At 68.0% G+C, this 21,982-nt stretch carries 21 protein-coding genes; 8 read left to right on the top strand and 13 right to left on the bottom strand.

The window, feature by feature from the left end; all coding sequences use genetic code 11:
• Nucleotides 1-98: 98 nt before the first annotated feature.
• A complete protein-coding gene (locus G6N58_RS25680) occupies nt 99-2,351 on the top strand; it encodes a glycoside hydrolase family 3 C-terminal domain-containing protein (protein ID WP_232068005.1) in 2,253 nt (750 codons plus the stop codon).
• 14 nt (nt 2,352-2,365) lie between these two features.
• Here G6N58_RS25680 and surE read toward each other — a convergent pair whose 3' ends face one another.
• Both surE and G6N58_RS25670 read right to left on the bottom strand, forming a co-directional pair.
• Nucleotides 2,366-3,133, bottom strand: coding sequence for a 5'/3'-nucleotidase SurE (surE, locus tag G6N58_RS25675; protein WP_115282064.1), 768 nt, complete (start codon nt 3,131-3,133; stop codon nt 2,366-2,368).
• On the bottom strand, nt 3,130-4,095 hold the full coding sequence (locus tag G6N58_RS25670) for a 1-phosphofructokinase family hexose kinase (RefSeq protein ID WP_115280982.1): 966 nt from the start codon (nt 4,093-4,095) through the stop codon (nt 3,130-3,132). Before G6N58_RS25670 ends, surE begins: the two co-directional genes overlap by 4 nt.
• A 247-nt stretch (nt 4,096-4,342) precedes the next feature.
• Between G6N58_RS25670 and G6N58_RS25665 the strand changes: the two genes are divergently transcribed.
• Together G6N58_RS25665 and G6N58_RS25660 are read left to right on the top strand one after the other, a co-directional pair.
• Nucleotides 4,343-4,840 (top strand): SRPBCC family protein, encoded by a 498-nt coding sequence (locus G6N58_RS25665; protein ID WP_435406202.1) that lies wholly within the window; start codon nt 4,343-4,345, stop codon nt 4,838-4,840.
• 27 nt (nt 4,841-4,867) lie between these two features.
• Entirely contained in the window at nt 4,868-5,182 is a 315-nt protein-coding gene (locus tag G6N58_RS25660) for an STAS domain-containing protein (RefSeq protein WP_232068003.1), read from the top strand.
• A gap of 22 nt (nt 5,183-5,204) precedes the next feature.
• Here the strand turns inward: G6N58_RS25660 and G6N58_RS25655 are convergent, their stop codons facing one another.
• The 7 genes from G6N58_RS25655 to G6N58_RS25625 are packed head-to-tail and all read right to left on the bottom strand — an operon-like array spanning nt 5,205 to nt 11,997.
• Complete coding sequence (locus tag G6N58_RS25655; protein WP_308213276.1) at nt 5,205-5,819, bottom strand: pyridoxamine 5'-phosphate oxidase family protein; 615 nt, start codon at nt 5,817-5,819, stop codon at nt 5,205-5,207.
• On the bottom strand, nt 5,816-6,580 hold the full coding sequence (locus tag G6N58_RS25650) for a creatininase family protein (protein ID WP_232068002.1): 765 nt from the start codon (nt 6,578-6,580) through the stop codon (nt 5,816-5,818). Before G6N58_RS25650 ends, G6N58_RS25655 begins: the two co-directional genes overlap by 4 nt.
• On the bottom strand, nt 6,577-7,908 hold the full coding sequence (locus G6N58_RS25645; protein WP_115280985.1) for an FAD-binding oxidoreductase: 1,332 nt from the start codon (nt 7,906-7,908) through the stop codon (nt 6,577-6,579). The genes G6N58_RS25650 and G6N58_RS25645 overlap by 4 nt, the downstream gene beginning before the upstream one ends.
• The gene (locus tag G6N58_RS25640) at nt 7,905-9,074 is read right to left on the bottom strand and encodes an ABC transporter substrate-binding protein (protein ID WP_115280986.1); all 1,170 of its coding nucleotides are present in this window, start codon (nt 9,072-9,074) and stop codon (nt 7,905-7,907) included. Before G6N58_RS25640 ends, G6N58_RS25645 begins: the two co-directional genes overlap by 4 nt.
• A gap of 27 nt (nt 9,075-9,101) precedes the next feature.
• Nucleotides 9,102-9,944 carry an ABC transporter permease gene (locus tag G6N58_RS25635; RefSeq protein ID WP_115280987.1) on the bottom strand — a complete coding sequence of 281 codons (843 nt, stop codon included), beginning with the start codon at nt 9,942-9,944 and terminating at the stop codon, nt 9,102-9,104.
• Nucleotides 9,941-10,711 (bottom strand): ABC transporter ATP-binding protein, encoded by a 771-nt coding sequence (locus G6N58_RS25630; RefSeq protein WP_115280988.1) that lies wholly within the window; start codon nt 10,709-10,711, stop codon nt 9,941-9,943. The genes G6N58_RS25635 and G6N58_RS25630 overlap by 4 nt, the downstream gene beginning before the upstream one ends.
• Nucleotides 10,708-11,997 carry an amidohydrolase family protein gene (locus tag G6N58_RS25625; RefSeq protein WP_115280989.1) on the bottom strand — a complete coding sequence of 430 codons (1,290 nt, stop codon included), beginning with the start codon at nt 11,995-11,997 and terminating at the stop codon, nt 10,708-10,710. The genes G6N58_RS25630 and G6N58_RS25625 overlap by 4 nt, the downstream gene beginning before the upstream one ends.
• 209 nt (nt 11,998-12,206) lie before the next feature.
• On the opposite strand from G6N58_RS25625, the gene G6N58_RS25620 reads away from it, so the two are divergent.
• The 3 genes from G6N58_RS25620 to G6N58_RS25610 are packed head-to-tail and all read left to right on the top strand — an operon-like array spanning nt 12,207 to nt 15,141.
• Complete coding sequence (locus G6N58_RS25620; protein ID WP_115280990.1) at nt 12,207-12,803, top strand: helix-turn-helix domain-containing protein; 597 nt, start codon at nt 12,207-12,209, stop codon at nt 12,801-12,803.
• A gap of 56 nt (nt 12,804-12,859) precedes the next feature.
• The gene (locus G6N58_RS25615; RefSeq protein WP_115280991.1) at nt 12,860-13,816 is read left to right on the top strand and encodes a PDR/VanB family oxidoreductase; all 957 of its coding nucleotides are present in this window, start codon (nt 12,860-12,862) and stop codon (nt 13,814-13,816) included.
• Nucleotides 13,813-15,141, top strand: coding sequence for an amidohydrolase family protein (locus G6N58_RS25610; RefSeq protein WP_115280992.1), 1,329 nt, complete (start codon nt 13,813-13,815; stop codon nt 15,139-15,141). Before G6N58_RS25615 ends, G6N58_RS25610 begins: the two co-directional genes overlap by 4 nt.
• On the opposite strand, the gene G6N58_RS25605 is transcribed toward G6N58_RS25610, so the two are convergent.
• The gene (locus G6N58_RS25605; RefSeq protein ID WP_115280993.1) at nt 15,115-15,945 is read right to left on the bottom strand and encodes a TetR-type transcription factor C-terminal domain-containing protein; all 831 of its coding nucleotides are present in this window, start codon (nt 15,943-15,945) and stop codon (nt 15,115-15,117) included. The two genes, G6N58_RS25610 and G6N58_RS25605, sit on opposite strands and share 27 nt — an antisense overlap.
• A gap of 85 nt (nt 15,946-16,030) precedes the next feature.
• Here G6N58_RS25605 and G6N58_RS25600 point away from each other — a divergent pair, with 85 nt between their 5' ends.
• Nucleotides 16,031-17,203 (top strand): acyl-CoA dehydrogenase family protein, encoded by a 1,173-nt coding sequence (locus G6N58_RS25600; RefSeq protein WP_115280994.1) that lies wholly within the window; start codon nt 16,031-16,033, stop codon nt 17,201-17,203.
• Between the two features lie 44 nt (nt 17,204-17,247).
• A complete protein-coding gene (locus G6N58_RS25595) occupies nt 17,248-18,219 on the top strand; it encodes a phosphotransferase family protein (RefSeq protein WP_115282067.1) in 972 nt (323 codons plus the stop codon).
• On the opposite strand, the gene G6N58_RS25590 is transcribed toward G6N58_RS25595, so the two are convergent.
• The 3 genes from G6N58_RS25590 to G6N58_RS25580 are packed head-to-tail and all read right to left on the bottom strand — an operon-like array spanning nt 18,117 to nt 21,909.
• Complete coding sequence (locus tag G6N58_RS25590) at nt 18,117-19,412, bottom strand: MFS transporter (protein ID WP_115280995.1); 1,296 nt, start codon at nt 19,410-19,412, stop codon at nt 18,117-18,119. The two genes, G6N58_RS25595 and G6N58_RS25590, sit on opposite strands and share 103 nt — an antisense overlap.
• On the bottom strand, nt 19,409-20,035 hold the full coding sequence (locus G6N58_RS25585; protein ID WP_115280996.1) for a DUF3159 domain-containing protein: 627 nt from the start codon (nt 20,033-20,035) through the stop codon (nt 19,409-19,411). Before G6N58_RS25585 ends, G6N58_RS25590 begins: the two co-directional genes overlap by 4 nt.
• On the bottom strand, nt 20,032-21,909 hold the full coding sequence (locus tag G6N58_RS25580) for an alpha/beta hydrolase family protein (protein ID WP_115280997.1): 1,878 nt from the start codon (nt 21,907-21,909) through the stop codon (nt 20,032-20,034). The genes G6N58_RS25585 and G6N58_RS25580 overlap by 4 nt, the downstream gene beginning before the upstream one ends.
• Nucleotides 21,910-21,982 lie beyond the last annotated feature (73 nt).

Here is a 21,982-nt window from a genome sequence, read left to right as displayed (position 1 = left end):
CTCGCGGCTGACCACTCTCTCGCTCGGAGGGGGCCGCCCGCACCACCCACCACCACGGGTGATCCACCGACCGGGGTCGAGCGTGGCAGGGTGGGAACGTGTCCCTCGATGACGTGTCCGTTGATGCCCTGACTCTCGACGAGAAGGCGGCGCTGGCCAGTGGTGCCGGCTTCTGGTACACCAAACCGATTGACCGGGTGCATGTTCCGTGGATCATGCTGACTGACGGCCCGCACGGACTGCGTAAACAACGCGAGGGTGGAGACCACCTCGGCATCGGCGACAGCATCCCGGCGACCTGCTTTCCACCGGCGGTGGGTCTGGGATCGTCGTGGGATGTCGACCTGGTGCGACGGGTGGGCCGGGCGCTCGGCGTGGAGGCGTCGAGCGAGAGGGTCGGTGTGCTGCTGGGGCCGGGTGTCAACATCAAACGTTCTCCGCTGTGCGGGCGTAACTTCGAGTACTTCTCCGAGGACCCGGTGATCAGCGGAACACTCGGCGCCGCGATGGTGGCGGGCATCCAATCCCAGGGTGTCGGGGCCTCGCTCAAACACTTCGCCGCCAACAACCAGGAAACCGATCGGATGCGGGTGAGCGCAGATGTTGATCCCCGCCCGTTGCGGGAGATCTATCTGCGCGGTTTCCAGCGGGTGATCGAAGAGGCGCAGCCGTGGACGGTGATGTGTTCCTACAACCGCATCAACGGTGTGTACGCGTCCGAAGATCGATGGCTGCTCTCGACGGTGCTGCGTGAGGAATGGGGTTTCGAGGGTCTGGTGGTCTCGGACTGGGGTGCTGTCGACGACCGTGTGGCCGGCATCGAGGCAGGGATGGATCTGGAGATGCCGTCATCCGGTGGGGTCACCGATGCCGCGATCGTCGCCGCGGTGCGCGACGGCAGGCTCGAGGAGTCGGTGGTCGACCGCTCGGCCTCGCGGGTACTCGGCCTGGTCCGCAAGGTGCTGGCGGGTGCCGGTTCCGCGGCCGGACCCGTCGACGTCGACGCGCACCACCGGTTGGCGCGTGAGGCGGCCGGGCGGTCGATCGTGCTGCTGAAAAACGACGGCGGTCTGCTTCCGTTGGCCCGGGACGCCGACGTCGCGGTCATCGGCGCGTTTGCCACCGAGCCCCGGTATCAGGGTGCGGGCTCGTCGCTGATCAACCCCACCCGACTCGACAACGCGCTCGACGAAATCCGGCTTCTGGCCGCGGGAAAGGTCACCCATGCCGCCGGGTTCGACCTGTCCGGCGCACAGCCCGCCGAGCACCTGCGTGCCGAAGCGGTGGCTGCGGCCGCGCGAGCCGACGTCGCCGTGGTGTTCCTCGGACTGCCCGCGGCCACGGAATCGGAAGGGTATGACCGCGTGGACATCGACCTGCCCGCCGAGCAACTCGCGCTACTGGACGCGGTGCTGGACGCGAACCCCAACACGGTGGCGGTGTTGTCCAACGGTGGCGTGGTGGCGCTGCCCTTCGCGCCCAAGGTGCCGGCCATCCTGGAGGCATGGTTGCTCGGCCAGGCCGGCGGCGGCGCCACCGCCGACATCCTGTTCGGCGAGGTCAACCCGTCGGCCAAACTCACCGAGACCATCCCGCTGCGGCTGGCCGACAGCCCCGCCTACCTCGACTTTCCCGGCGAGCACTCACATGTACGCTACGGCGAAGGGTTGTTCGTCGGCTACCGCTGGTACGACGCCCGTGACCTCGACGTCGCCTTTCCCTTCGGCCACGGATTGTCCTACACCACCTTCGAATACGGCCAGGCCGTTGCGACCACGACTCCTGCGGGTGACGTCGAGATCCGGGTTCTCGTCTCCAATGTCGGTGACGTGCCGGGTCGCGAGGTGGTGCAGGCCTATACGGCGTTGTCGGACAGCAGGATAACGCGTCCGCCGCGCGAGCTGAAGGCATTCACCTCGGTGGTGCTGGAACCGGGGGAGTGCCGCGAGGTCGGCCTGACCATTCGGCGAAAGGACCTGGCGTACTGGGACATCCGGGTGGACAGCTGGATCGTCGAAGGCGGCAGCTACCGCGTCGACGTCGCGGCTTCGAGCCGCGACATCCGAACCTCGGTCTCGGTGGACCTCACCGGAGACGCTGTGCTGCTGCCACTCTCGCGGAATTCGACCATCGGTGAGGTGCTGGCCCACCCCGTGGCAGGTCCACGTCTGATGAGCCTGTTCAGCGAGATGATGGGTGACGGTGGCCCGGCGGTCATGCCCGACGGTGTGGACATCTCCCGGATGCTGGACTCGTTCCCCATCGGCAGGGCCGCGATGTTCGCCGCCGCGGGTGACTTCGGTCTCGACCCGACCGCGATGATCGAGGGCTTGTTGTCCGAGGACAGCTGAGCCCCGGGGATTTCTCAGTCGAGCCAGTTCTGCACCAGCCCGCTGTCGTGCGCCTCGACGGATCGCAGTTCGGTGAGCGTCGGGTGCCCGGCGGCCAGGAGAGCACTGTCGGTGCCGGGCTCCGGTTCCTCGGAGATCTCGACCTCGGCCAATCGCACGTCGCCGTCACGTACCTCATCGACCCGCGTCTGGACGGCGCCACCGACCGCCAGCGTGGCGTGGCGCAGCGGCCCCACCTCAGAGGGCGGCCGGTCCGGGACGTTGAGTGACAGGACGGTGCCCTCGGGCGAGTCCAGGAGCAACTGCAGCACCGGTGCCACCAGGCCCGCCGCGGTTTCCCAGAAGCGTTCCCCGGTGGGGTGCAGCGCCACGTCCAAAGACACCGCAAGGGCCCGGGTATCGCTGATCTTCGCCGTCAGTGCCGCCCCGACGGTGCCCGAATGCAGTACCGCGCGACCGACATTCGCGCCGTGATTGATCCCGGAGAGCACGATGTCGGGCCGGGGGTCGAACCAGCCGCCCAGTGCCGCGGCGACGATATGCGCGGGTTGGGCGTGTACTGCCCACGCCTCGATGCCGGGAAGCGCCGGGACGTCCCGGCGCTCCACCACGGTCCGGCCGTCGCGGCGGACGGCGGTCAATGCTGCGCTGGCACCACTGGCCTGTTCGGCGGGTGCGGCCACCACCACATGCAGCCCCGCGTCGCGTGCCGCGGCCGCCAGGGCGTGCAGGCCCGGGGAGTCGATGCCGTCGTCATTGGTCACCAGTACCCGACGGCTCATGACCATTGCCTCAGCTCAACCCGCTCGGCCAACGTCGCCACGGCCTTGGCGCCGCCGGTGCCCAACCCGTGGCGCACCACGTTCAGCGCCCCGCACGCGGCACCCATCTGCAGCGATTCGCGCAGAGTCCGGCCGCTGGCCAGGGCGGCCACCATGCCCGCCGTCATGGAGTCCCCGGCGCCGGTGGGGTCGGCCGGCTCCAGCTTGGGCATGACGATCTCCACGATGCTGCCCTCGCCCTCGTCATCGTCGAACAACGCCAGCGCGGGCGCGGCCCCGGACCGGGACACGACGATCGTGTTGGCGCCCTCGTCGCGCATCGTGCGCATCGCGTCAACCAGGTCCTCCGGTTCGTCGGACTTGGCCCGGCCGTCGTCGAGGAGCTCTTCGTGGCTGACTTTGACCAGGTCCGGTTGACCAGCGAGCACCGCCTCGAGGCGCTCCCCGGCGAGATCGGCGGCGACCTTGCACCCGTTGGCCCCGAGGTCGCTGGTCAGGCGCCGGTACAGGTCGGCAGGGATCACGCGGTCGTCCTGAGGCCCGGACAGCAGCACCCGGCCGTGGGTCAGCCCCTCGGTGAGCGTCAGTTCGTAGAGCGAATCGAGTTCGTGGCGGTCCAGCGCGCTGCCGGGGCTCTCGGCGATGATGTCGCGGTCGCCGGTGCGGCGGTCGTGGACGTAGGCCCCGTTGCGGCAGCTGACCAGCACACTGCGGACGGTGACGTCGGTGGTGGGGAGCAGGTGGCCCAGCACCGAGCCGGTCTCACCGCCGAGCGCGGCGCACAGCACGGTGGGCACACCCAGCGACGACACCATGCGGGACTGCCACACGCCTTGGCCGCCGGCGTGGACGTGGATGTCGTCCTCGCCCGAACGGCTCTCCACGGTCACCGTCAGGACGGGCAGGGGAGCGAAGATGACCACGGTGTCAGGTTTGCCGTCGTGCGTGCGGGAGTCTGTCATGCGCGGGTGATTACCCACTCGTCAAATCCGCATGCAAGCGGGTCCTGCCAGAAGTATTGACTGTCAATCTTTCTGGGCGTATGTGTGCTCTCGAGGTTCCCCGCAGGGTTGGAGCACCGGTTTGAAGCCGTCTCCGCGGGGTAGCTCCGAGACATGGCGGCGCAGAGCGGGCCACCGGAGTCACAACGAGCCGTCGCCAATCGGGTCACCGCCGCCCTGGTGGGTGGACGATGACAGAGAGGTAGAACTGGTGGCTGAACATCTGGAGATAGAAAGCTCGCTGACGGTGAAGCGGGACACCGAGGCCAGCCGCGAGCAGGTGTGGGCGGTGATCGCCGACGGCTGGACCTATTCCCAATGGGTGGTGGGCAACAGTCGGATGCGTGCTGTCGATCCGAACTGGCCGCAGGTGGGCAGCTCCATTCGGCACTCGGTCGGTGTGTGGCCGCTGCTGCTCGACGATCTCACGGTGGTGCAGGAGTGCGTACCGAAACGTGAGCTGGTGCTGCTGGCCAAAGGCAGACCGCTCGGCAAGGCCCGAATCACCATTCGTCTGTTCGACGTCGACGGCGGTGGTTGTCGGATCGAGATGTCCGAGGTGCCCGTGGGGGCACCGATGGGATGGGTCCCCCAGAGGGTCGCGTTGGCCGCGGCTTTTCCGCGCAACCGGGAGTGCACCTGGCGCCTCGCGGCCATCGCCGAGCGACGAACACCCGCGGAGATGCCCTCGCATGACTCCGAGTGACGGCGGCCCCCATCGCGTTGTGGCCGCGTGAACGTGGACGTCACCATCAACGGTGACGACCTGACGGCCATCATCCAGGTGACCGGTGATCTCGCCTATGGCAGCACCGACGTCTTCGTCAGAGCCGTTGCCGACCTCACCGCCAGAGCGCGCGGACTGCGGCACCTCCGTGTTGACATGGCGGCACTGCGCTTCTTCGACTCCGCGGGACTGGCCAGTTTGTTGACCGCGCACAGCCAGGCTGTGGCGGCGGGTATGGAACTGCATCTCGACAACCGGCCCGCGCAGTTGAATCGCGTTCTCGACATCACCGGGATGCAGAAGCTGTTCGCCGCCGGGTAGATCCTGACGCGAGCTGCCGCAGTCATCCAGGCAGCACCTCGGACTGCCACGTTCCTCTGTCCCTGGTGAACCGGACCCGCTGGGACGGCCCCTGGGTGTCGGCGCGCCAGAATGTGATTACGCGCAGTTCCACTCCGAAGCCGGTCCACGTGGCCGGTGGCTGCAGAGTGGCGTTCGCGATGTCGAAATCGGCCCATCGGCGGTGTCGCTCCGACGTGGGAAGTTCCGCCATGTCGGTGTCATTGAGCCACGCCAGAAGTTGCAGATAGCGTGGGCGCCGGCTGAAGGTGCGGGCCAGTTCGGCGACCGGCGCTGGGTGCACGTCACCGTGCGCCACCACTTGCCGCCCGTGTAGCGGCCACGCCAGTGCGAGCGCGGCGCGCGGACGGGCTGTCAGTTCGGCCACCTTCGCGGATCTGCTGTCGGTGTGGAAGTAGACGGCGCGGTCATCGGCCTCGCTGAGCAGCACGTGCCGCACCCGCGGGTAGTCGTCGCCGGCGCACGTGGCCAGCGCCATCAGCGGTGGTGGGCTGTCCTGTCCGGGAAGCCACCGGCGCAACAGCTTCATCGGGTCGACCGTCCGGTATTCGTCGGGGTCGCAATCGGTTCCGAACTCGACGCCACTGGTGGTGATCACCGGGCCACCCGTCCTGGGTCGAAGGTGGAGATCTCCGCCAGAGCCGCCACCAGTGTGTCGACGCGCTCCTCGAACAGGCGGGCGCCGCTGTCGGCGTCGGCGCCGGTGGGGTCCCCGATCACCCCGGATTCGGTGAAATCGGTTGCCAGCCAGCCGAACCGAACGGTTTTGGTGAATCCCACATGGACGGCGTCGGCCACCGCGTCGGCCACTGCTGCGGTGGCTTTGTCCAGCTGCACCAGATCGGGGCGCAGGTGCAGCATCATCGACGTCTCCGCCCAGCCGGCATGGATGCCGAGGCCACGTTCGGTGGGGCCGGCCGCCCCCGGTCCGGCGGTGAAGAAGGTCTGCAGATCAAAACGGCGCCGCAGTTCCCGCGCCGCGACCTCCAGCAGCGCCGAGTTGCCGCCGTGCGCGTTGAGGAACAGCACCCGACGCGCCGGAGTGGCGCCGAGTGCGGATCCGATGTCGACGATGGTGTCGAACAAGGTGGAGGCGCGCAGCCAGATGGTGCCGGGCAGGTGAGCGTGCTCGTCGGACTTGGTGTAGCCCAGCGCGGGCAGCAGCCAGACATCATGCCCGGCAGCGGCTCCCCGTTCGACGACGGCGCTCGACAGGGCCTCGGCGACGATCAGATCGGTGGCCAGCGGTAGGTGCGGACCGTGCGGTTCGATCGCACCGGTGGGCAACACCAGCACCGAGTCCCGCGACAGTACCTGGCCCACCTGCTCGGTGGTGAGTTCGGCGTACCGCCGGGTCACATCCACCTGCCCGGGTTCAGCAACCCCTTGGGGTCGGTGACAGCGGCCAGCGCGCGGACCCGCTCGGCGTCCAGGTCGACATACCACTGATGCGGTGAGTGCACCCCGACCCCGAGCTCCTCGAGCGCCGCGACGCCGGCGATCACCTGCTCGGGGCTGTGGTAGATGCCGTTGAGCATCCCGAACATCATCTGATGCCCGACCTCCAGATGCAGCATGCCGCCGTCGTAGACGCGCTCCACTTCGTCGAGCCGGGTGACCAGCGCATTGCCGCGGACCTCCATGTGGAACCACTTGTGCGGCTGCGCTTTCTGCAGCCACCACGTGGGGTGGTTGTAGGACAGGGTGGACAGCTTGACGGTCTCGGCGAGACCGTCGCGGACCGCTTCCACCCGTCCTCCTGCGCTGGTCAGCAGATTGGCGACCTCATCGATCACCCGAGCGTCGAAGATCCCGCGCACGCTGGCGCGACCGGTCACCAGCGCCGGGTCGTTCGGGAGGGCGTCGACGATCATGGGGCCGTCGGCAGACAGCAGCCGTGGTTTCGGTTCGACGTTCGCGGCCTGAAATGCTGCCTCGAACGCGGCGCGATGGGTGTCGAAACTGGCATACAGGCATCGCCATTGCTGCAGCGGCTCCACCCGGACGGTTGCGCCGACGATGACGCCGGCCACCCCGTAGGTATGCACAAAAGGCTGTGCCTCGTCGCCTTCGAGGTGGACCAGGGTGGCGTCCTCGGTGCCGTAGACGACATCCAGCGCGTCGACGAACCCTTCGTGGTTGCGCCCGTGCACGATGGTTCCGGTGCCGGCCGATCCGCCGCCCAGAAACCCGCCCAGCGTGGATTGCACGGTGGAGGGATACATCCACAGTTGGCGGCCCTGAGCCCACGCGGCCTGTTCGAGGTTGATCATGCGGGCTCCGGCTGCGGCGGTGATGTTGCGCTCTGTGACCGAACCGATCTCGGTCAGCGACGTCATGTCCAGCACCAGCCCGCCGAAGCGCGGGATCACCTGTCCGTAGTTGCCGGTGCCCTTGCCGCGGGTGGTGATCGGCACCCCGCGGCGCACCGCCGCCCGCACGATCGCCGGTACGACGTCGGCGCTGCGGGGGTAGCAGACCAGGTCCGGGGTGCCGAGATCCTGGGCGGAGAGAATTGGGCTCATGCTGGAACCGTCGCGTCCGGCCCGCGCCAAGGCGCGGGGCAACTCACTGATCCCGCGCGGACCCAGCAGCGCCAACAGGTCGTCGGAGAGGGCGTCGACGTCATCGGGGCCGAAATCGGGCCGCCCCTCGTCGGTGTTGACCGCGATGACGGGGGCCGTCATGACGCCAGGCTCACCGAGGTGTCGATGAATCGGTTGGTCGCCACCGTCTCCGGTGACAATCCGTCCGCGGGCGCGGTGCCCTGATCGGTGAAGATCGGGGTGGTGATGTCGATGACGCGTTGCACGCGTTCGGCATCGAAGTCACCGATGGTGGCGTTGGGTCCGTTGCCCATCAGTCCGAGGTCCACCATCGCCTCCTTGGCGAAGTCGGCGTTGCGCTGGGAGTAGACCCAGCCGGTGTTGTACTGGCCGACCGCATCCAGGATCACCGCGTCGGCGGCCTGAGGTGCGGCCAGATAGTCGACGGCACCGCGCTGCAGCACCGGGACCAGCTGCTCGAGGCAGGCGCTGTTGGCTTCCAGGTCAGCTGAGCGCACCGCCATCGCCGACTTGTAGATGGGGTAGCCGACGTCGTGGATGAGCTGGTAGTCGATGGGCTTGTTCCAGCCTTCGACCTCCTCGAGGTAGAGCTGCGGCTCCGAACTGGCGTACCCCTGTTGCGCGGCCTTGCCGGCGTCGGCGACAAAATTGGCCGGGCTGCCGTCATAGCTGCCGTCCACCTGGTCCGGCGAAAGAATGCCTGCGCCGGTCAGATAACTCATGTAGGTGGCGCCTTCGAAGTAGAGCACCCGCGCGTTGGTGGCTTTGAGGTCGGCGATGGCCTGCACCTGGGGGTAGGTGGCAGGGTCCCACATGATGATCTGCGGGCTGATGTCCAGTGGTGCCATCACCGCCGTGGTCGGGTTGGATTCGGAGTTCTGGATGGCCTGGTCGGTGTCCACGTACCCGAGCAAGATGTCCGGGTCGGCGTACATCTGGGAGGTGACCGACTGGAATCCGATTGCCGGACCGCCGGCGCGGATCTCGATGTCGACGCCGGTGTACTGGCCCCGGTCGAACAACGGCCCGGAGACCCGCTTGTTCTCGGCGTTGATCTGCGGGTCGGGGCCGAGCAACTGGTAGAGGTGGCCGTGCTCGGCCTCGGGGTTCCAGTCGGTCTGGATGACGACCTTCGCCGGACAGTCGGTGCTGAGGTCGACGGGCCCGATCTCACCGGCGAAACCCGATGACTCGGTGCTTTCGCCGGAACTGCACGCTGCGGTCAGCGCCAGCGTCGCGAGCACAGCGGAGGTGGTGGACACGTGGCGCCAGGTGGGCCGGTGCATGGGTTGCCTTTCGTCGGCGGGGAGGGGTCAGCGGTGATACCAGCGGCCGACAACTCGGTTGCCGAGCCAGCCGAAGAACCAGAACACGAGGACTCCCAGCAGGGAGGCCAGCACGATGGAGGCGAACAGTTCCGGAGCTTGCAGGCGCGAGCGGTAGTTGTCGATCAGGATGCCGATACCGGCGCTGCCCTGTTTGAAGAAGAAGTCGCCCACGATGGCGCCCACCACGGACAACCCGGCTGAGATACGCAGTCCGGCGAAGATCGCCGGCATCGCCGCGGGGAATTCCAGCTTGCGCAGCACGGTCACCCGGCTCGGGTGGTGCAGGGCGAACAGGTCCCGCATCTGTCGGTCGACGGAACGCAAGCCGAACAGAGTGTTGGACACGATGGGGAACAGCGCGATCAGTACACAGACGAACACCCTTGCGGTGAAGCCGAATCCGAACCAGAAACCGACCAGCGGCACCAGGGCGAGAATCGGGATGCACTGCAAGATCACCGCATAGGGGAACAGTGCGTTCTCCATGATCTGTGACTGCGACATGATCACCGCCCAGGTGATCCCGATGACCGCCGCGATCGCCAGGCCGGTGAGCGCCACCGTGCCGGTGCGGCCGAGGGCCTCCAGCATGTCCGGTGCGGAGTCGCCCAGGATGCCGTCCAGGATGACCAGATGCGGCGGCGGCATGAGAAAGCGCCGGCCGGGATCCAGGACGACGTAGCTCACGAAGTACCACGCCCCGACCACCAGGACCAGGACGAACAACGGGGCGGCCAGCGCGGTGAACGGCCGGGGCCGTTGACCGGAATGGCTTGCAGCTGGGCTTTTCTGACCGGTGGTGGGCTGCTGCTGGTCGGTGGCGGTCATGCGTGGGCCTCCCGCAGTGCGCGGGAGATGCGGCCGGCAAGCTCGCCGAACTCCGGCGTGAACCGCAGGTCGAGCGGCCGGGGATAGGGGAAGGGGATCTCCACCTCGTCGACGATGGTGCCCGGACGCCCGGACATCACCAATACCCGGCTGGACAGGAAGGTCGCCTCCGACACCGAATGCGTGATGAACAATCCGGCAAAGCCTTTGACCGAGAACAGCTCACCGAGTTCCACGCCCAGACGTTCCCGGGTGATCTCGTCGAGTGCGGCGAACGGTTCGTCGAAGAGGAACAGGTCGGGATCCAGGGTCAGGGACCGGGCCAGTGACACCCGCATGCGCATCCCACCGGAGAGCATGTGCGGCAAGTGGTTCTCGAAGCCCTGCAACCCCACCGTGGCGATCGCCGCGGCGATCCGTTCGCGGCGTTCCTCCCGGGCCACACCGTCGAGTTCGCCGAACAACCCGACGTTGTCCTGCACGGAGCGCCAGGGCAGCAGGGTGGCGTCCTGGAAGACATAGCCGATGCGTTTGGCGCCGCACTGCAGGTAGCCGTCGGTGATGGTCTCCAGCCCGGCCGACAACCGCAGCAGGGTGGATTTCCCGCAACCGGAAGGTCCGACGACACTGACGAATTCGCCTTCGCGCACGGTCAGGCTGACGTCCTGCAGCGCGTGGGTGCCGTCCGGGTAGGTGAGGCTGCTGTGCTCGAAGCCGACGAGCGGGTGGCCCAGGCTGGGCCTGGTGGCGGTGTCCGACGAACTCATACGTTCTCCATCACACAGGGGGCGGGGATCTGCTGCTGCCGCGATGTCGGCAGGGCCGACCAGCTGGTGGTGGCGGTGCGCGCCACCACGGCCCCGTTGACGATCACAACTCGGTCGGCGGGTGCGGCGGCGATGACGTCCAGAAGATCGGATCCTTGCACCGCGAGAAAGTCGGCGCGGGCGCCGACCTGCGGTCCGGCCGGGTCGAGACCGAGTACCTTCCGGGCCGAACTTGTGACCAGTTCCGATGCAGCCGATGGGGTTTGGTGGGCGGCTGTGATCAGCAGCGAGGCGGTCTCCAGTGGGTCGGCGCGTCCCACCGGGTTGAAGGGGTCGCGGATGTTGTCGGCGCCGGCCGCTACCAGCACGCCGTGGTGGCGCAGCACGTCGATGGCGGTGATGCCGCGACGGCCGGTCGAGCTGCCGTGCCGGCCCAGCAGGTACAGATTGGTGATCGGTAGGGCGACCACCGACACCGCCGCGCGGGCCAGTTGGGCTGCCACCTTGTCCAGTTCTGTAGGGGGCAGAGTGGCCAGGCGGCTGCAGTGTCCCGCCGTCCGCGACATCGATGCGGGCCAGTCGGTGACGCGTTCTGCATAGGCGCTGACCGTCAGATGGTCCCCGTCGAGGAACTCGTCGACGTGTAGATCGATTCCCGTGCCGTGCTTTTCGGCGAGATCGACCAGGCGGATCACCTCATCGACAGGGCCATCGGCGATGTGCGGCGCGCCGCCGATGATCTGGGCGCCGGCCTCGAGTGCAGCTTCGATGTGGTGGGTCGGCGTGCCGGGGCCCGCCAGCACCGCGATCTCCAGGTCGACCAGACCGCGCAGGCGGTCGCGGACGTCACGCAGCGCCCGCACCCCGCGCAGGGGGTCCTCATCATCGAGCACGTCAACGTGGGTGCGGATGGCCGTGATGCCGTTGCGCAGCATTGCGGCAACTGCGGTCAGGGCGCGATGACGAAAGGAGTCTTCGGTGAGGCTCACGCTGCCGGCTCGCCAGCAGGCGATCGCGTCGTCGAGATCTCCCAGCGGTGGCGCAAGCTCCCTCCAGGACAGCGCTTTGTCGAGGTGGGCGTGGGGTTCGGCGGCCGGGGCGGTCAGAACATGACCGCGCAGATCAAGTCGGCCGTCCACCGTGGCTCCGGTGTCAGGGCGGTGCGACTGGATGGAGCGAACGCGCACCACCCCGTCGGCGCCGCTGGACAGGTGTAGGTCGGCGAGGGACCCGTCCGGTAGCGTGCCCGTGATGACGCGAGCAGGGTGAAGATCGTTGTCCTGCATGGGTGAACTCCATGATGGTTGGGTTCATCGTGTTGTGCTCAGTGGTTCGGCCGTGGCTGGAGTCGGCGGAGAGTGGTGTACTGGTCGGTGTTGACCACATCAACATCCCCCAACGTAACGGCACTGTGTTGCGGTGCAGTTAAGTCGGGCTGCCGATATGTAACCATTGCGCCGAGCGGTCGTTGGATCAGGGAGGAGGTGGCGCCACTGTGGCGCTCGACGAGCCCGACGCGGATCAGGCATCCCTGGGAGCCGAAATCCGACGACGCCGCAAACAACACGGCATGACCCTCAAAAACCTTGCCGCTGCTGCCGATATCTCCCATCCGTTCCTGTCACAACTCGAACGGGGATACGCCAGGCCCAGCATGACCACTCTGGAACGCATCGCCCGCGCGTTGGAGACCACGCAGGTGAGTCTGATGCTGGCCGCCAAACCGGCGCCCCGGCACACCGGTGCGCCCTCGGTGCCCGAGGGGGTGCAGCTGATCCGCTCCGATGAGGGCGCCATTCTGCCCCAGGCCGGTGACCGGGCCGGATATGCGCGTCTGCTGGTCGGCGAGAGCGCGGCGTTCTACCCCCAGGAGCAGGTGCTCAACCGGCGCGACTATGCCGAGTATTTCCAGCACCCGCAGGACGAGTGGGTCTACGTGGTGGCCGGTGAGATCGAAGTGGACCTGGGACGCCGGAAGTTCGTCCGATTGCGGAAAGGGGACAGCCTTTACTACGCTGGCGACACCCCTCATCGCTGGCGGCTTGTGAGCCCCGACGCAGCACATCTGATCGTGGTGCAAGCCGCGGTGTGAGAGTGGTTCCCTGGCTGGGAGCTCAGCGGAGACCGCGCGAAAGCGAGGCGACTCCGATGTCAGTGACCGATACCGTTGCGGACGCGATCCCGGTCCGGGTCAGCGCCCGGCGAACCGTGGCCCACAACATCGACGAGTTCATCCTGGTCGCCACGACCGGCCGACCGCTGCCCCCGTGGTCGGCCGGCGCGCACATCGACCTGGCCACCCCGGGCGGGCCTGTCAGGCAGTACTCCTTGTGCCCTTCGGAGGTGGGCAGCTATCGCATTCTGGTGGAGCGCCGGGGGGAGAGTCGAGGGGGTTCGGCCTCCGCGCACGCGGACCTTTCGGTGGGTTCATCGACCTGGATCAGCCGCCCGCGCAACCACTTTGCACTGACCCGCGCCCTGGCCTATGTCTTTGTTGCGGGCGGGATCGGCATCACGCCCGTCTTGTCACTGGTCGATCAGGCGTGCCACCTCGGGCGTCCCTGGCGCTTGATCTACCTGGGGCGCACCAGAGCGCAGATGGCCATGGCCGACGAGTTGGCCGTACGTCACCCGGATCGGGTGACGATTCACGAGTCGGGCCCCTCCGGTCGCCTCGACCTGGCATCGGAGCTCTCGGGTGCGGCCCGCGGCACCGCGGTCTATGTGTGCGGCCCTCCGGGCATGGTCGATACCGTGGCCCAGGTCTGCGCGCCCCAGCAGGCTGTGGACTGGTTCGCCGAACGCTTCACGGCCTGTGCACAGTCCGGTGCGCCGAATGCGGAGTTCGAAGTCTCCCTGGCCTTCTCCAGTCGTACGATCACGGTGCCGGCGGACCGCACCATTCTCGACGTGCTGGACGAACACGGCGTTGTGGTGCCTGCATCGTGCCGGGAAGGAATGTGCGGCACCTGCGAGACCGCGGTGGTCAGCGGCGAAGTGGATCATCGTGACGCGATCTTGTCGCCGGAGGAGCGCTCCGAAAACGAATCCATGATGATCTGCGTATCGCGGTGTACCAGCGGACGCCTGGTTCTCGAACTGTGACGGCGGTACTGCGCGGCGCTGCGGCTGTGGTCGTCGATGCGACGACGGTCACCCGTGACCCTCTTGTCGTCGTGGACGGGTGGGTGGCGGATGGCCTGCCGCCGGCCGGCGCCGAGACCATCGACGTCACCGACTGCATCGTCACTCCAGGACTGGTCAACGCACACCATCACCTGCTGCAGAGTGCCTTCCGCTCCACGCCCGCCACCCGCAATCTGCCCATGCGTGACTGGCTGCCTGCGATGGCCAACCGGTACGCCCAGGCGGCGGTGGATCCGGACCTGGTGGCCGCAGCGGCGGCCGTGGGGTCGGCGGAATCGCTGTTGTGCGGCGTGACCACGGTCGCCGACCACCATCTGACGTGGCCGCGCGGACAGGACCCCGTTGCACTGGCGGGTGCCACGATCACCGCGGCCCGTCGCATCGGTCTGCGGCTGGTCTTCGTCCGCGGTACTGCCGGTGATGACCCTGATGTGGCCGCTCAATCCGTGCTGGACATCCACACCGCGCATCTGCGGGATGCACGCGGCGGCGTCACCGCCGACGGATATCTACAACTGGCGGTGGGCCCGGCGGGGTTGCATGCCGACGGACCCGACACCTATGCCGCGCTCGCCGAGGTCGCGGGCCGGCTGGGCGTACGACGACGCACCCAGGCCAATGAACAGGTGGATGTCGAGGTGGCCCTGCTGCGTCACCGCCGGCGCCCGCTGGAGGTGCTCGAGGACTGGGGCTGGCTGGCGGCGGACGTGACGCTGGCCCATCTGTGCGACATCACCGAAGCAGAAGTGGATCTGGTTGCACAGAAACATGTTTCGGTGACCCACGCCCCGGCATGCGACGTCCCGATGGGCTGGGGCGTCGCGCGGGTTGCGGCGCTTCGGCGGGCCGGTGTCCACGTGGGGCTGGGCACCAGCGGAGGTGGGAGCAACGACGCCGGACATCTGCTGGCCGACGCGCGGCTGGCTGTGCAGCTCTCCGGTCTGATCGGCGAGCCGGTGTCGGCGCCGGAGATCCTGGGTGCGGCCACCGAGGGGTCCGCCGTCGGACTGGGCCGCGGCGAGTTGGGGCATCTGCGTCGCGGCGCGGCCGCCGATCTCTGCGTCTGGGATGCGGGCGACGTCTTCGATGCCGGTGCGCTCGACCCGGTGGGGTCCCTGCTCTGGTCTTCGCCCGGGCGTCGTCCGCGTGACGTGATGGTGGGCGGTCGATGGGTGGTGCGCGACGGGACGTTGCTCACCGCGGATTCCCGGCAGGTGGCAGCGGAACTCAACGCCGAAGTGCGACGACGGATCCGGTCAGCCGGAGGCGCCGATCATCTGTAGCGCCATCTGCGCATAACGTTCGGCGATCTCCTGGGCCGACGTGGGGCCCGAGGTGTCGAACCACTGCGGCAGTGACGTGCACATGGTGGAAATGGCGCGGCCGGTTTCCAGGGGAGTGGAGCAGAGCGCCGAGCCCTCGGCGATCGCCGCTCGGATGTCGCGGTCGATGAGGTGCTGGATCGCACTGCGGCGACCCGCTATTCGCGTTCGGTCCGGCTGCTCGAGGCTCCGCATCTCACTGGAACCGATGAACGCCAGGTCGGCGCGCAACGTGTGGAACAGTGCCAATGCCTCGACCTCGAATTGCAGCCGTCGCAATGGCTCGTCCGCTTCGGCGGCGGCTCCGTGGGTGCGCCACTCCACCTCGTCCATGGTGAGGTCGAGGATGGTGACGAGAATCAGTTGCTTGCTCGGGTAGTAGTGGTAGACCCCGGACAGGCTCATGCCTGCGCGTTGGGCGATGGTCCGCATGGTCGAGCCGTGGTAGCCGGTGTCGACGAACGTGGCGATGGCCGCCGCGGTGACCGCATCGAGGTCCATCGGTGGAAACGAACGCCAGTGCGCGGCGCCGGCGGTGTCGGCGGGCGCGGTCGCGGGAGTGTTTCTGCCGGGCTGTAACAACTCCGTGGGCGTGGTGCCGAGGGCATCGGCAAACTGCTCCAGCCGGGTCAGCGACAGCCCCGTGGTGCCCTTCTCCACCGCGCAGATGGTGCCGGGACTGACCTGCATCCGGCGGGCCAGCTCACGCATAGACCACCCCCGGTTTGAGCGCAGAACACGGATCCGCTCACCGACAGATTCCATGTGTTCAGTTTAGCTGAACGTCAATCAGGCTACTTCACCTGGTGATATGGACAATTGGCCGGTCGATCGATCTAGCATCGCCGGCATGACCGACGACTTGGCAGCGCGCACCGCGGCATTCATCGCCACCCACGTTCTCCCGATCGAAGACCGCCACGACGGCGACATCGAGGCCGCAGGCGGCGACGAGTTGCGCGTGCGGCTGCAGGACGGCGCCCGGGCCGCGGGAGTGTTCGCGCCGCAGGCGCCGGTGGACTGCGGCGGTCTCGGCCTTGGAATGGTCGCGCGCGCAACCGTGTTCGAAGAGGCGGGTTACTCTCTGTTCGGTCCGCTGGCCACCGGCATCGCCGCCCCGGACGAGGGAAACATCCATCTTCTGGACGCGGTGGCCACCGAAAGACAGCGCGCTCAGTATCTGCAGCCGCTGGCCCGCGGTGAGGTCCGGTCGGCGTTCGCGATGACCGAACCCGCTCCCGGGGCAGGCAGCGATCCCGCCGCCTTGAGCACCCGTGCGAACAAGGTCGACGGCGGCTGGATCATCAACGGCCGCAAGTGGTTCATCACCGGCGCCGACGGAGCGGCCTTCTTCATCACCATGGCCCGCTCCAGCGGCGAACCGGGTCAGGCAGGCGGCGCGACCATGTTCTTGATGCCGGTTCACGCCGAAGGGCTCGAGGTGGTGCGCCATGTCGGCACAGTGGACAAGTCGATGATCGGTGGCCACTGCGAGGTCACCTTCACCGACGTCTTCGTCCCGGACGCCGACGTGCTGGGTGGGGTTGACGAGGGCTTCCGCTACGCCCAGGTGCGGCTCGGACCCGCCAGAATGACCCACGTCATGCGCTGGACCGGCGCGGCTCGCCGCGCCCACGAGGTTGCCGTGCGGCATGTGGCCGGGCGCGAGGCATTCGGCGCGAGGCTGGCCGATCAGGGCATGATCCAGCAGATGATCGCCGACAACGAGATCGACCTGGCGGCCACCCGGGCACTGCTGACGGTCGCCTGCGAAGAGCTCGACCAAGGCGGGCGTGCCTCGGCCAGCACGTCCATCGCGAAGACGTTCGCCGCCGAGGCCCTGCACCGCGTGGCCGACCGAGCCACTCAGATGTGCGGCGGCCTGGGTGTCTCCACCGAGCTTCCGGTCGCGCGGATCGCCCGCGAGCTGCGACCGTTCCGGATCTACGACGGGCCGTCCGAAGTGCACCGCTGGTCGCTGGCCAAGCGCGCCATCCGCCGGATCGCCGGAGATCCGCAGTGACAACGACGCTGAGCGTCGGTGACCTCGATGCCGTGGCTGCCCACATGGGGGACGCGGGAGAAGCCCCGGCGGGCCCCCTGACCGCCACCCAGTTCAGCGGGGGCCGCTCGAATCTCACCTATCGCCTGGACGACGGGCACTCCAGCTGGGTGCTGCGCACCCCGCCCCGGCACGGACGTACGCCGTCGGCGCACGATGTCGCGCGGGAGTTCACCGTCACCAGTGCGTTGGCGTCCACCGACGTCCCGGTGCCGCATCCGGTGGTGTTCTGTCAGGACGAGTCGGTTCTCGGAGTGCCGTTCGTGGTGACCCGCTTCGTGCCCGGTGCCTGCATCCAGTCCCGCGCCGATCTCGACGAGGTGCCCGACCCGATCCTGGACGCGATGGTCAGCTCCCTCATCAGCACGCTGGCAGGGCTGCACGCCGTTGATCACGTGGCTGTCGGTCTCGGCGAGTTCGGCCGCGCCACCGGGTACGCCAGACGCCAGATCAGGCGGTGGACCGAGCAATGGGCTCTGGTGGGCGACCCTGAACTGACACCGCTGGCACAAGAACTCTCGCAGCGCCTGCGCGCGGTCGACTTCATCCAGGAGCGTGTCGCTGTGGTGCACGGCGACTACCGCATCGACAACACACTCATCAGCCAGGACGGCGCCCGGGTGCACGCGGTCGTCGACTGGGAGCTGTCCACCATCGGGGACCCCGTCGCGGACGTCGCCATGATGTGCGTATACCGCCATCCTGCACTGGATCTGGTGCTCGGAACGCCCAGCGCCTGGGCCAGTCCCCGGTTGCCTGCCCCGGACGTCATCGCCGGCTTGTACGAACGTGCCCGGGGTGAACCGCTGCGGCAGTGGGACGCACACATGGCCTTGGGCTACCTCAAGTTGGCGGTGATCGCCGCCGGCATCGATCACCGGTTCCGCTCGGGTGCGGCGTCCGGAACGGGATTCGACACCGCAGCGCACGCGGTGTCCCCATTGCTGGAGGCGGGGCTGGGCTGCTTGCCTGGTTGAGGGTCCAGGCGGGTGAGCACGCGGGTCGCCGACACCACCGCCGCGATGATCGACCAGACCAGGAACACCGCTACTCCCGCGGCCAACGCCGAGCCGTACTCGGCCACCAGTGCGGCCAGACCGATACCGGCCGGGGCGGCCACCTGCAGGCAGGCGTTCTGCAGGCTCAGCACCCTGCCGCGCACCGCGTCTGCAATCCGCTCGGCCTGCAAGACCCCCACCACGGCGCCCAAGCAGGCGTTGGCGACACCGAACACCGCGGCGCCCGCGAACACCGCGGCCGGCGTGGCCAGCGTGGCCATGGCGGCGAAGCCCGCGGTGCTGCCCATCAGGGTCGCACTGACCCACCGACGCCGCGCGACGCGGGTGCCGAACACGGCGAAAAAACCGGTGCCGGCGAGCATTCCGACAGCCAGCGCGGTCAGGACGAACCCGAGCAGATCGGGGCGCTCGATCTGAGTGAAGTACAACGGCAGCACCAGGCCCTGCAATCCGCCGAGAGCGATCGCCAGCCCCACGGTGAGGGTGATCGTGCCCATCAGAAACCGGCTGCGGTGCACCTCCACGGCGCCGCCCGCGAGCCGGCGCCACATCGACGTCTGTGACTGCTGACCGGGCTCATGGGCGCCGAGGCGGTGGGGCAGGGTTGCAGTCACCATGGCCGCTGCTGCGGATGTCGCGGCGGTGATCAGCAGCACCATGGTGCCGTCGAGCACCGACAGCAGGGTTCCCGCCGCGGCCGGACCGATCACCAAGGCCACCGAGATCATCGACTTCTGCAGGCCTACCAGACGTTCCAGCGACACCCCGGTGTGCCGGGCGACGGCAGGCACCATCACCTGCCGTGCCGTCAGCCCGGGCACATCCCCGAAGGCGCCGATGACCGCGAGTATCACCAGCGAGGTGAGGTCGAGGCCCCACATCAGGTCCACCACGGGAATCGCGGCCACCGCGGCCGCGGACACCGCGTCCGAGGCAATGGAACAACTCCGGCGGTTCACCCGGTCGATCACCACCCCGGCCGCCAGGCCTACCAGGAGTGCCGGGACCGCGGTGGCTGCCGAGATGATGCCCACGCTGGCCGGACTTCCGGTGGTCTGCAGCACGATCATCGGCAGTGCCACTGCCAGGATGCCGTTGCCGAGAAAACTCAGGAATTGGGAACCCAGGTAGGCGGCGACAACGGGTGTCACGTCCCGGTGAGCGCGCTGAGCTGCCGATCGGAGCGACGGATTGCCCACACGACCACCACCAGGGCCAGCGCCGTCAGTGGATATCCCATCGCGATGCGCGCCACGGCCAGCCAGCCCGTGGAATCTGTGTCATAGAGCCAGTTCTGCACCACGAACCGGGCAGCGAACACGGCCGCGACGAAGACGGTTGCGGTGTCGTAGGCGAACCGGGACGGGCTGTGGGCCCGCCACTGTGGTCCACGTCCGGACAGTGCCGCCCAGATGATGCCGACCAGCGGGCGTCGCACCACCACGGATGCGGCGAACAGCAGCATCAACACGAAGCTCGCCCAGATGCCGACCAGGAAATAGTCTTTCGCTTCACCGGTCTGGTAGGCGATGAAGGCGGCGATCGCGACCCCCAACAGACCCGACAGCGCGGGCTGGACGGGCTCCTTGCGGACCAGGCGCAGCAGCGCGATGCCCGCCCCGGCCCCCACCGCCAGCGCCACCGCCACGTGTAGTCCGGCCGCGGCGTCAGCGGCCACGAAGACGATGCTCGGAATGCTGGCGTAGATCAGCCCGGAGACACCGCCCATCTGCTGTAGCAGCGTCGGCTTCTGTTCTGACTCAGTGGTATTCATGCGCGTCCTCCCAGGTGCTTGCCGAGAAATGCCACGATGGCGTGCCACATCTCGATGACGTTCTCGGGGTTGACCGCCCCGTGGCCTTCGTTGCTCTGGACCAGGTACTCCACCTCGACGCCACGTGTGCGCAGTCCCTCGACCAGGTTGTCGGACTCGGCCGCCACCACGCGGACATCGTTGGCGCCCTGCACCACCAGCAGCGGGGTGCGGATCCGGTCAATTTTGGCGATGGGGGAGCGGGCCATCATGTCGGCCAGCTGATCGGGATCGTCGGGGTCACCGACGTAGAGATGCCAGTTGTTGGCCAGATGCGGGCGGGCGACCGCGGGCAGCGTCCGCATGAAGTTGGCGAGATCGGAGATGCCCACGTAATCCACGGCGGCCGCGAACACGTCGGGGGTGAACGTCACGCCGACCAGGGCGGCGTACCCGCCGTAGGAGCCACCCAGGATCGCCACCCGCTCGCGGTCGGCGTAGCCCTGCTCGACCGCCCAGTTCACCCCGTCGATGAGATCGTCGTGCATGGCGCCGGCGAATTCGCCGATGGCGGCCTTCATGTGCGCCTTGCCGTATCCCGTGGATCCGCGAAAGTTGACCTGCAGCACCGCATATCCGCGGTTGGCCAACAGCTGCACGCCGATGGCGTACTCCCAGCTGTCGCGGTGCCAGGGGCCCCCGTGTACGGCCAGCACCAGCGGAAGCCCGGTGGGCTGCACACCCAGAGGCAGGGTCAGGTAGCCGTGCAGGGGCAGACCGTCGCGGGCAGTGAAGCTGACCGGCCGCATCGGCGCCAACTGCCCGGGGTCCAGGTGCGGGAAGGGCTGGAACAGCAGCCGGCTCTCGCCGGTGTGGTGGTCGTACAGATAGGTCGCGCCGGGGTCGCGGTCATGGCTGAAACTGATCACCCAGTGTCGGCCGTCGTTGTCCGAGGAGATGTGCGACAGGTCGCCGTCGGACAGCGTGGAGACGGCGTCCAGTACCTTCTGGAAATCAGGGTCGAAAGCGTGGATCACCTGGCGCTCCCCGATGTAGCGCGCTCCCAGCAGTTCCCCGGTCCGTCGGTGCAGGATCAGTGCCGACGGCATGGTGCCGATGACCGTGCCTCGCGGATCCAGGTCGAATTCAGGATGTCCGCCCATCTCGGTCTCCTCTCCGGTGGTCAGATCGAGGCGCACCAGGCGGGTGCGGTCGGTTCCGCGGTTGGATCCGATCCACACGCCGGTGCCGTCGGGGGTGAGGATCAACGGTTGGACCCCCAACGGGTAGTCCTTTCCGTTCCAACGGACGATGGGTTCCGCTGCGCCTGTCGAGCGGTCCCACCGCGATAGTTCGAGGTCGCCGTCGGCGCTGAGTGCGGTGGCGAACAGCGCACCGTCATCGCTGCACAGCCAGCCGCTGAGGTGGCCGGGGTTCTCGGCCAGCGTGCTCACTGTCCCAGTGGTGATGTCGAGCTCGAGGAGGTCCATGTGGGCGGGAATGCGGCGGTTGCTGACGACGAACGTCGTGCCGTTGCGGACTTCGCGCAGTGGTACGGCCATGGCTCCCGGGAACGGCGTGAGGTCGACGGCTTCGGCGTCGGGATCGTCGAGGTCGACACGATGGATGTGCCAGTTCTCGTCGCCGTCGTTGTCCTGCAGATAGATCATCCAGCGCGGGTCGTCGGTCCACTCGTAATGGTGCACGCTGCGGTTGGCGTCGGCGGTGACGCAGCGGGGTTCCAGACGGCCGTCGAGGTCCTGGATCCACACATTGAGCCGGTTCTTCCACGGTGCCAGGAAAGCCAGTCGGGTGCCGTCGGGGGAGATGGTCGCCCCCGTGCGGACGGGAGGATCGAAGAAGTCCTCAACGGAGATCGGTGCGGGCAGAGCCATGGAAACCTTCCTGCGTTCGGGCGTGCGGAGTCGCGCCGCCCGGATGTCGATTCCGGGCCGCGTGGTTATGTGG

The sequence above is a fragment of the Mycolicibacterium tokaiense genome, assembly GCF_010725885.1.
In the GTDB taxonomy this organism is placed as follows: domain Bacteria; phylum Actinomycetota; class Actinomycetes; order Mycobacteriales; family Mycobacteriaceae; genus Mycobacterium; species Mycobacterium tokaiense.
This window is presented reverse-complemented; position numbering and strand designations above follow the sequence as displayed.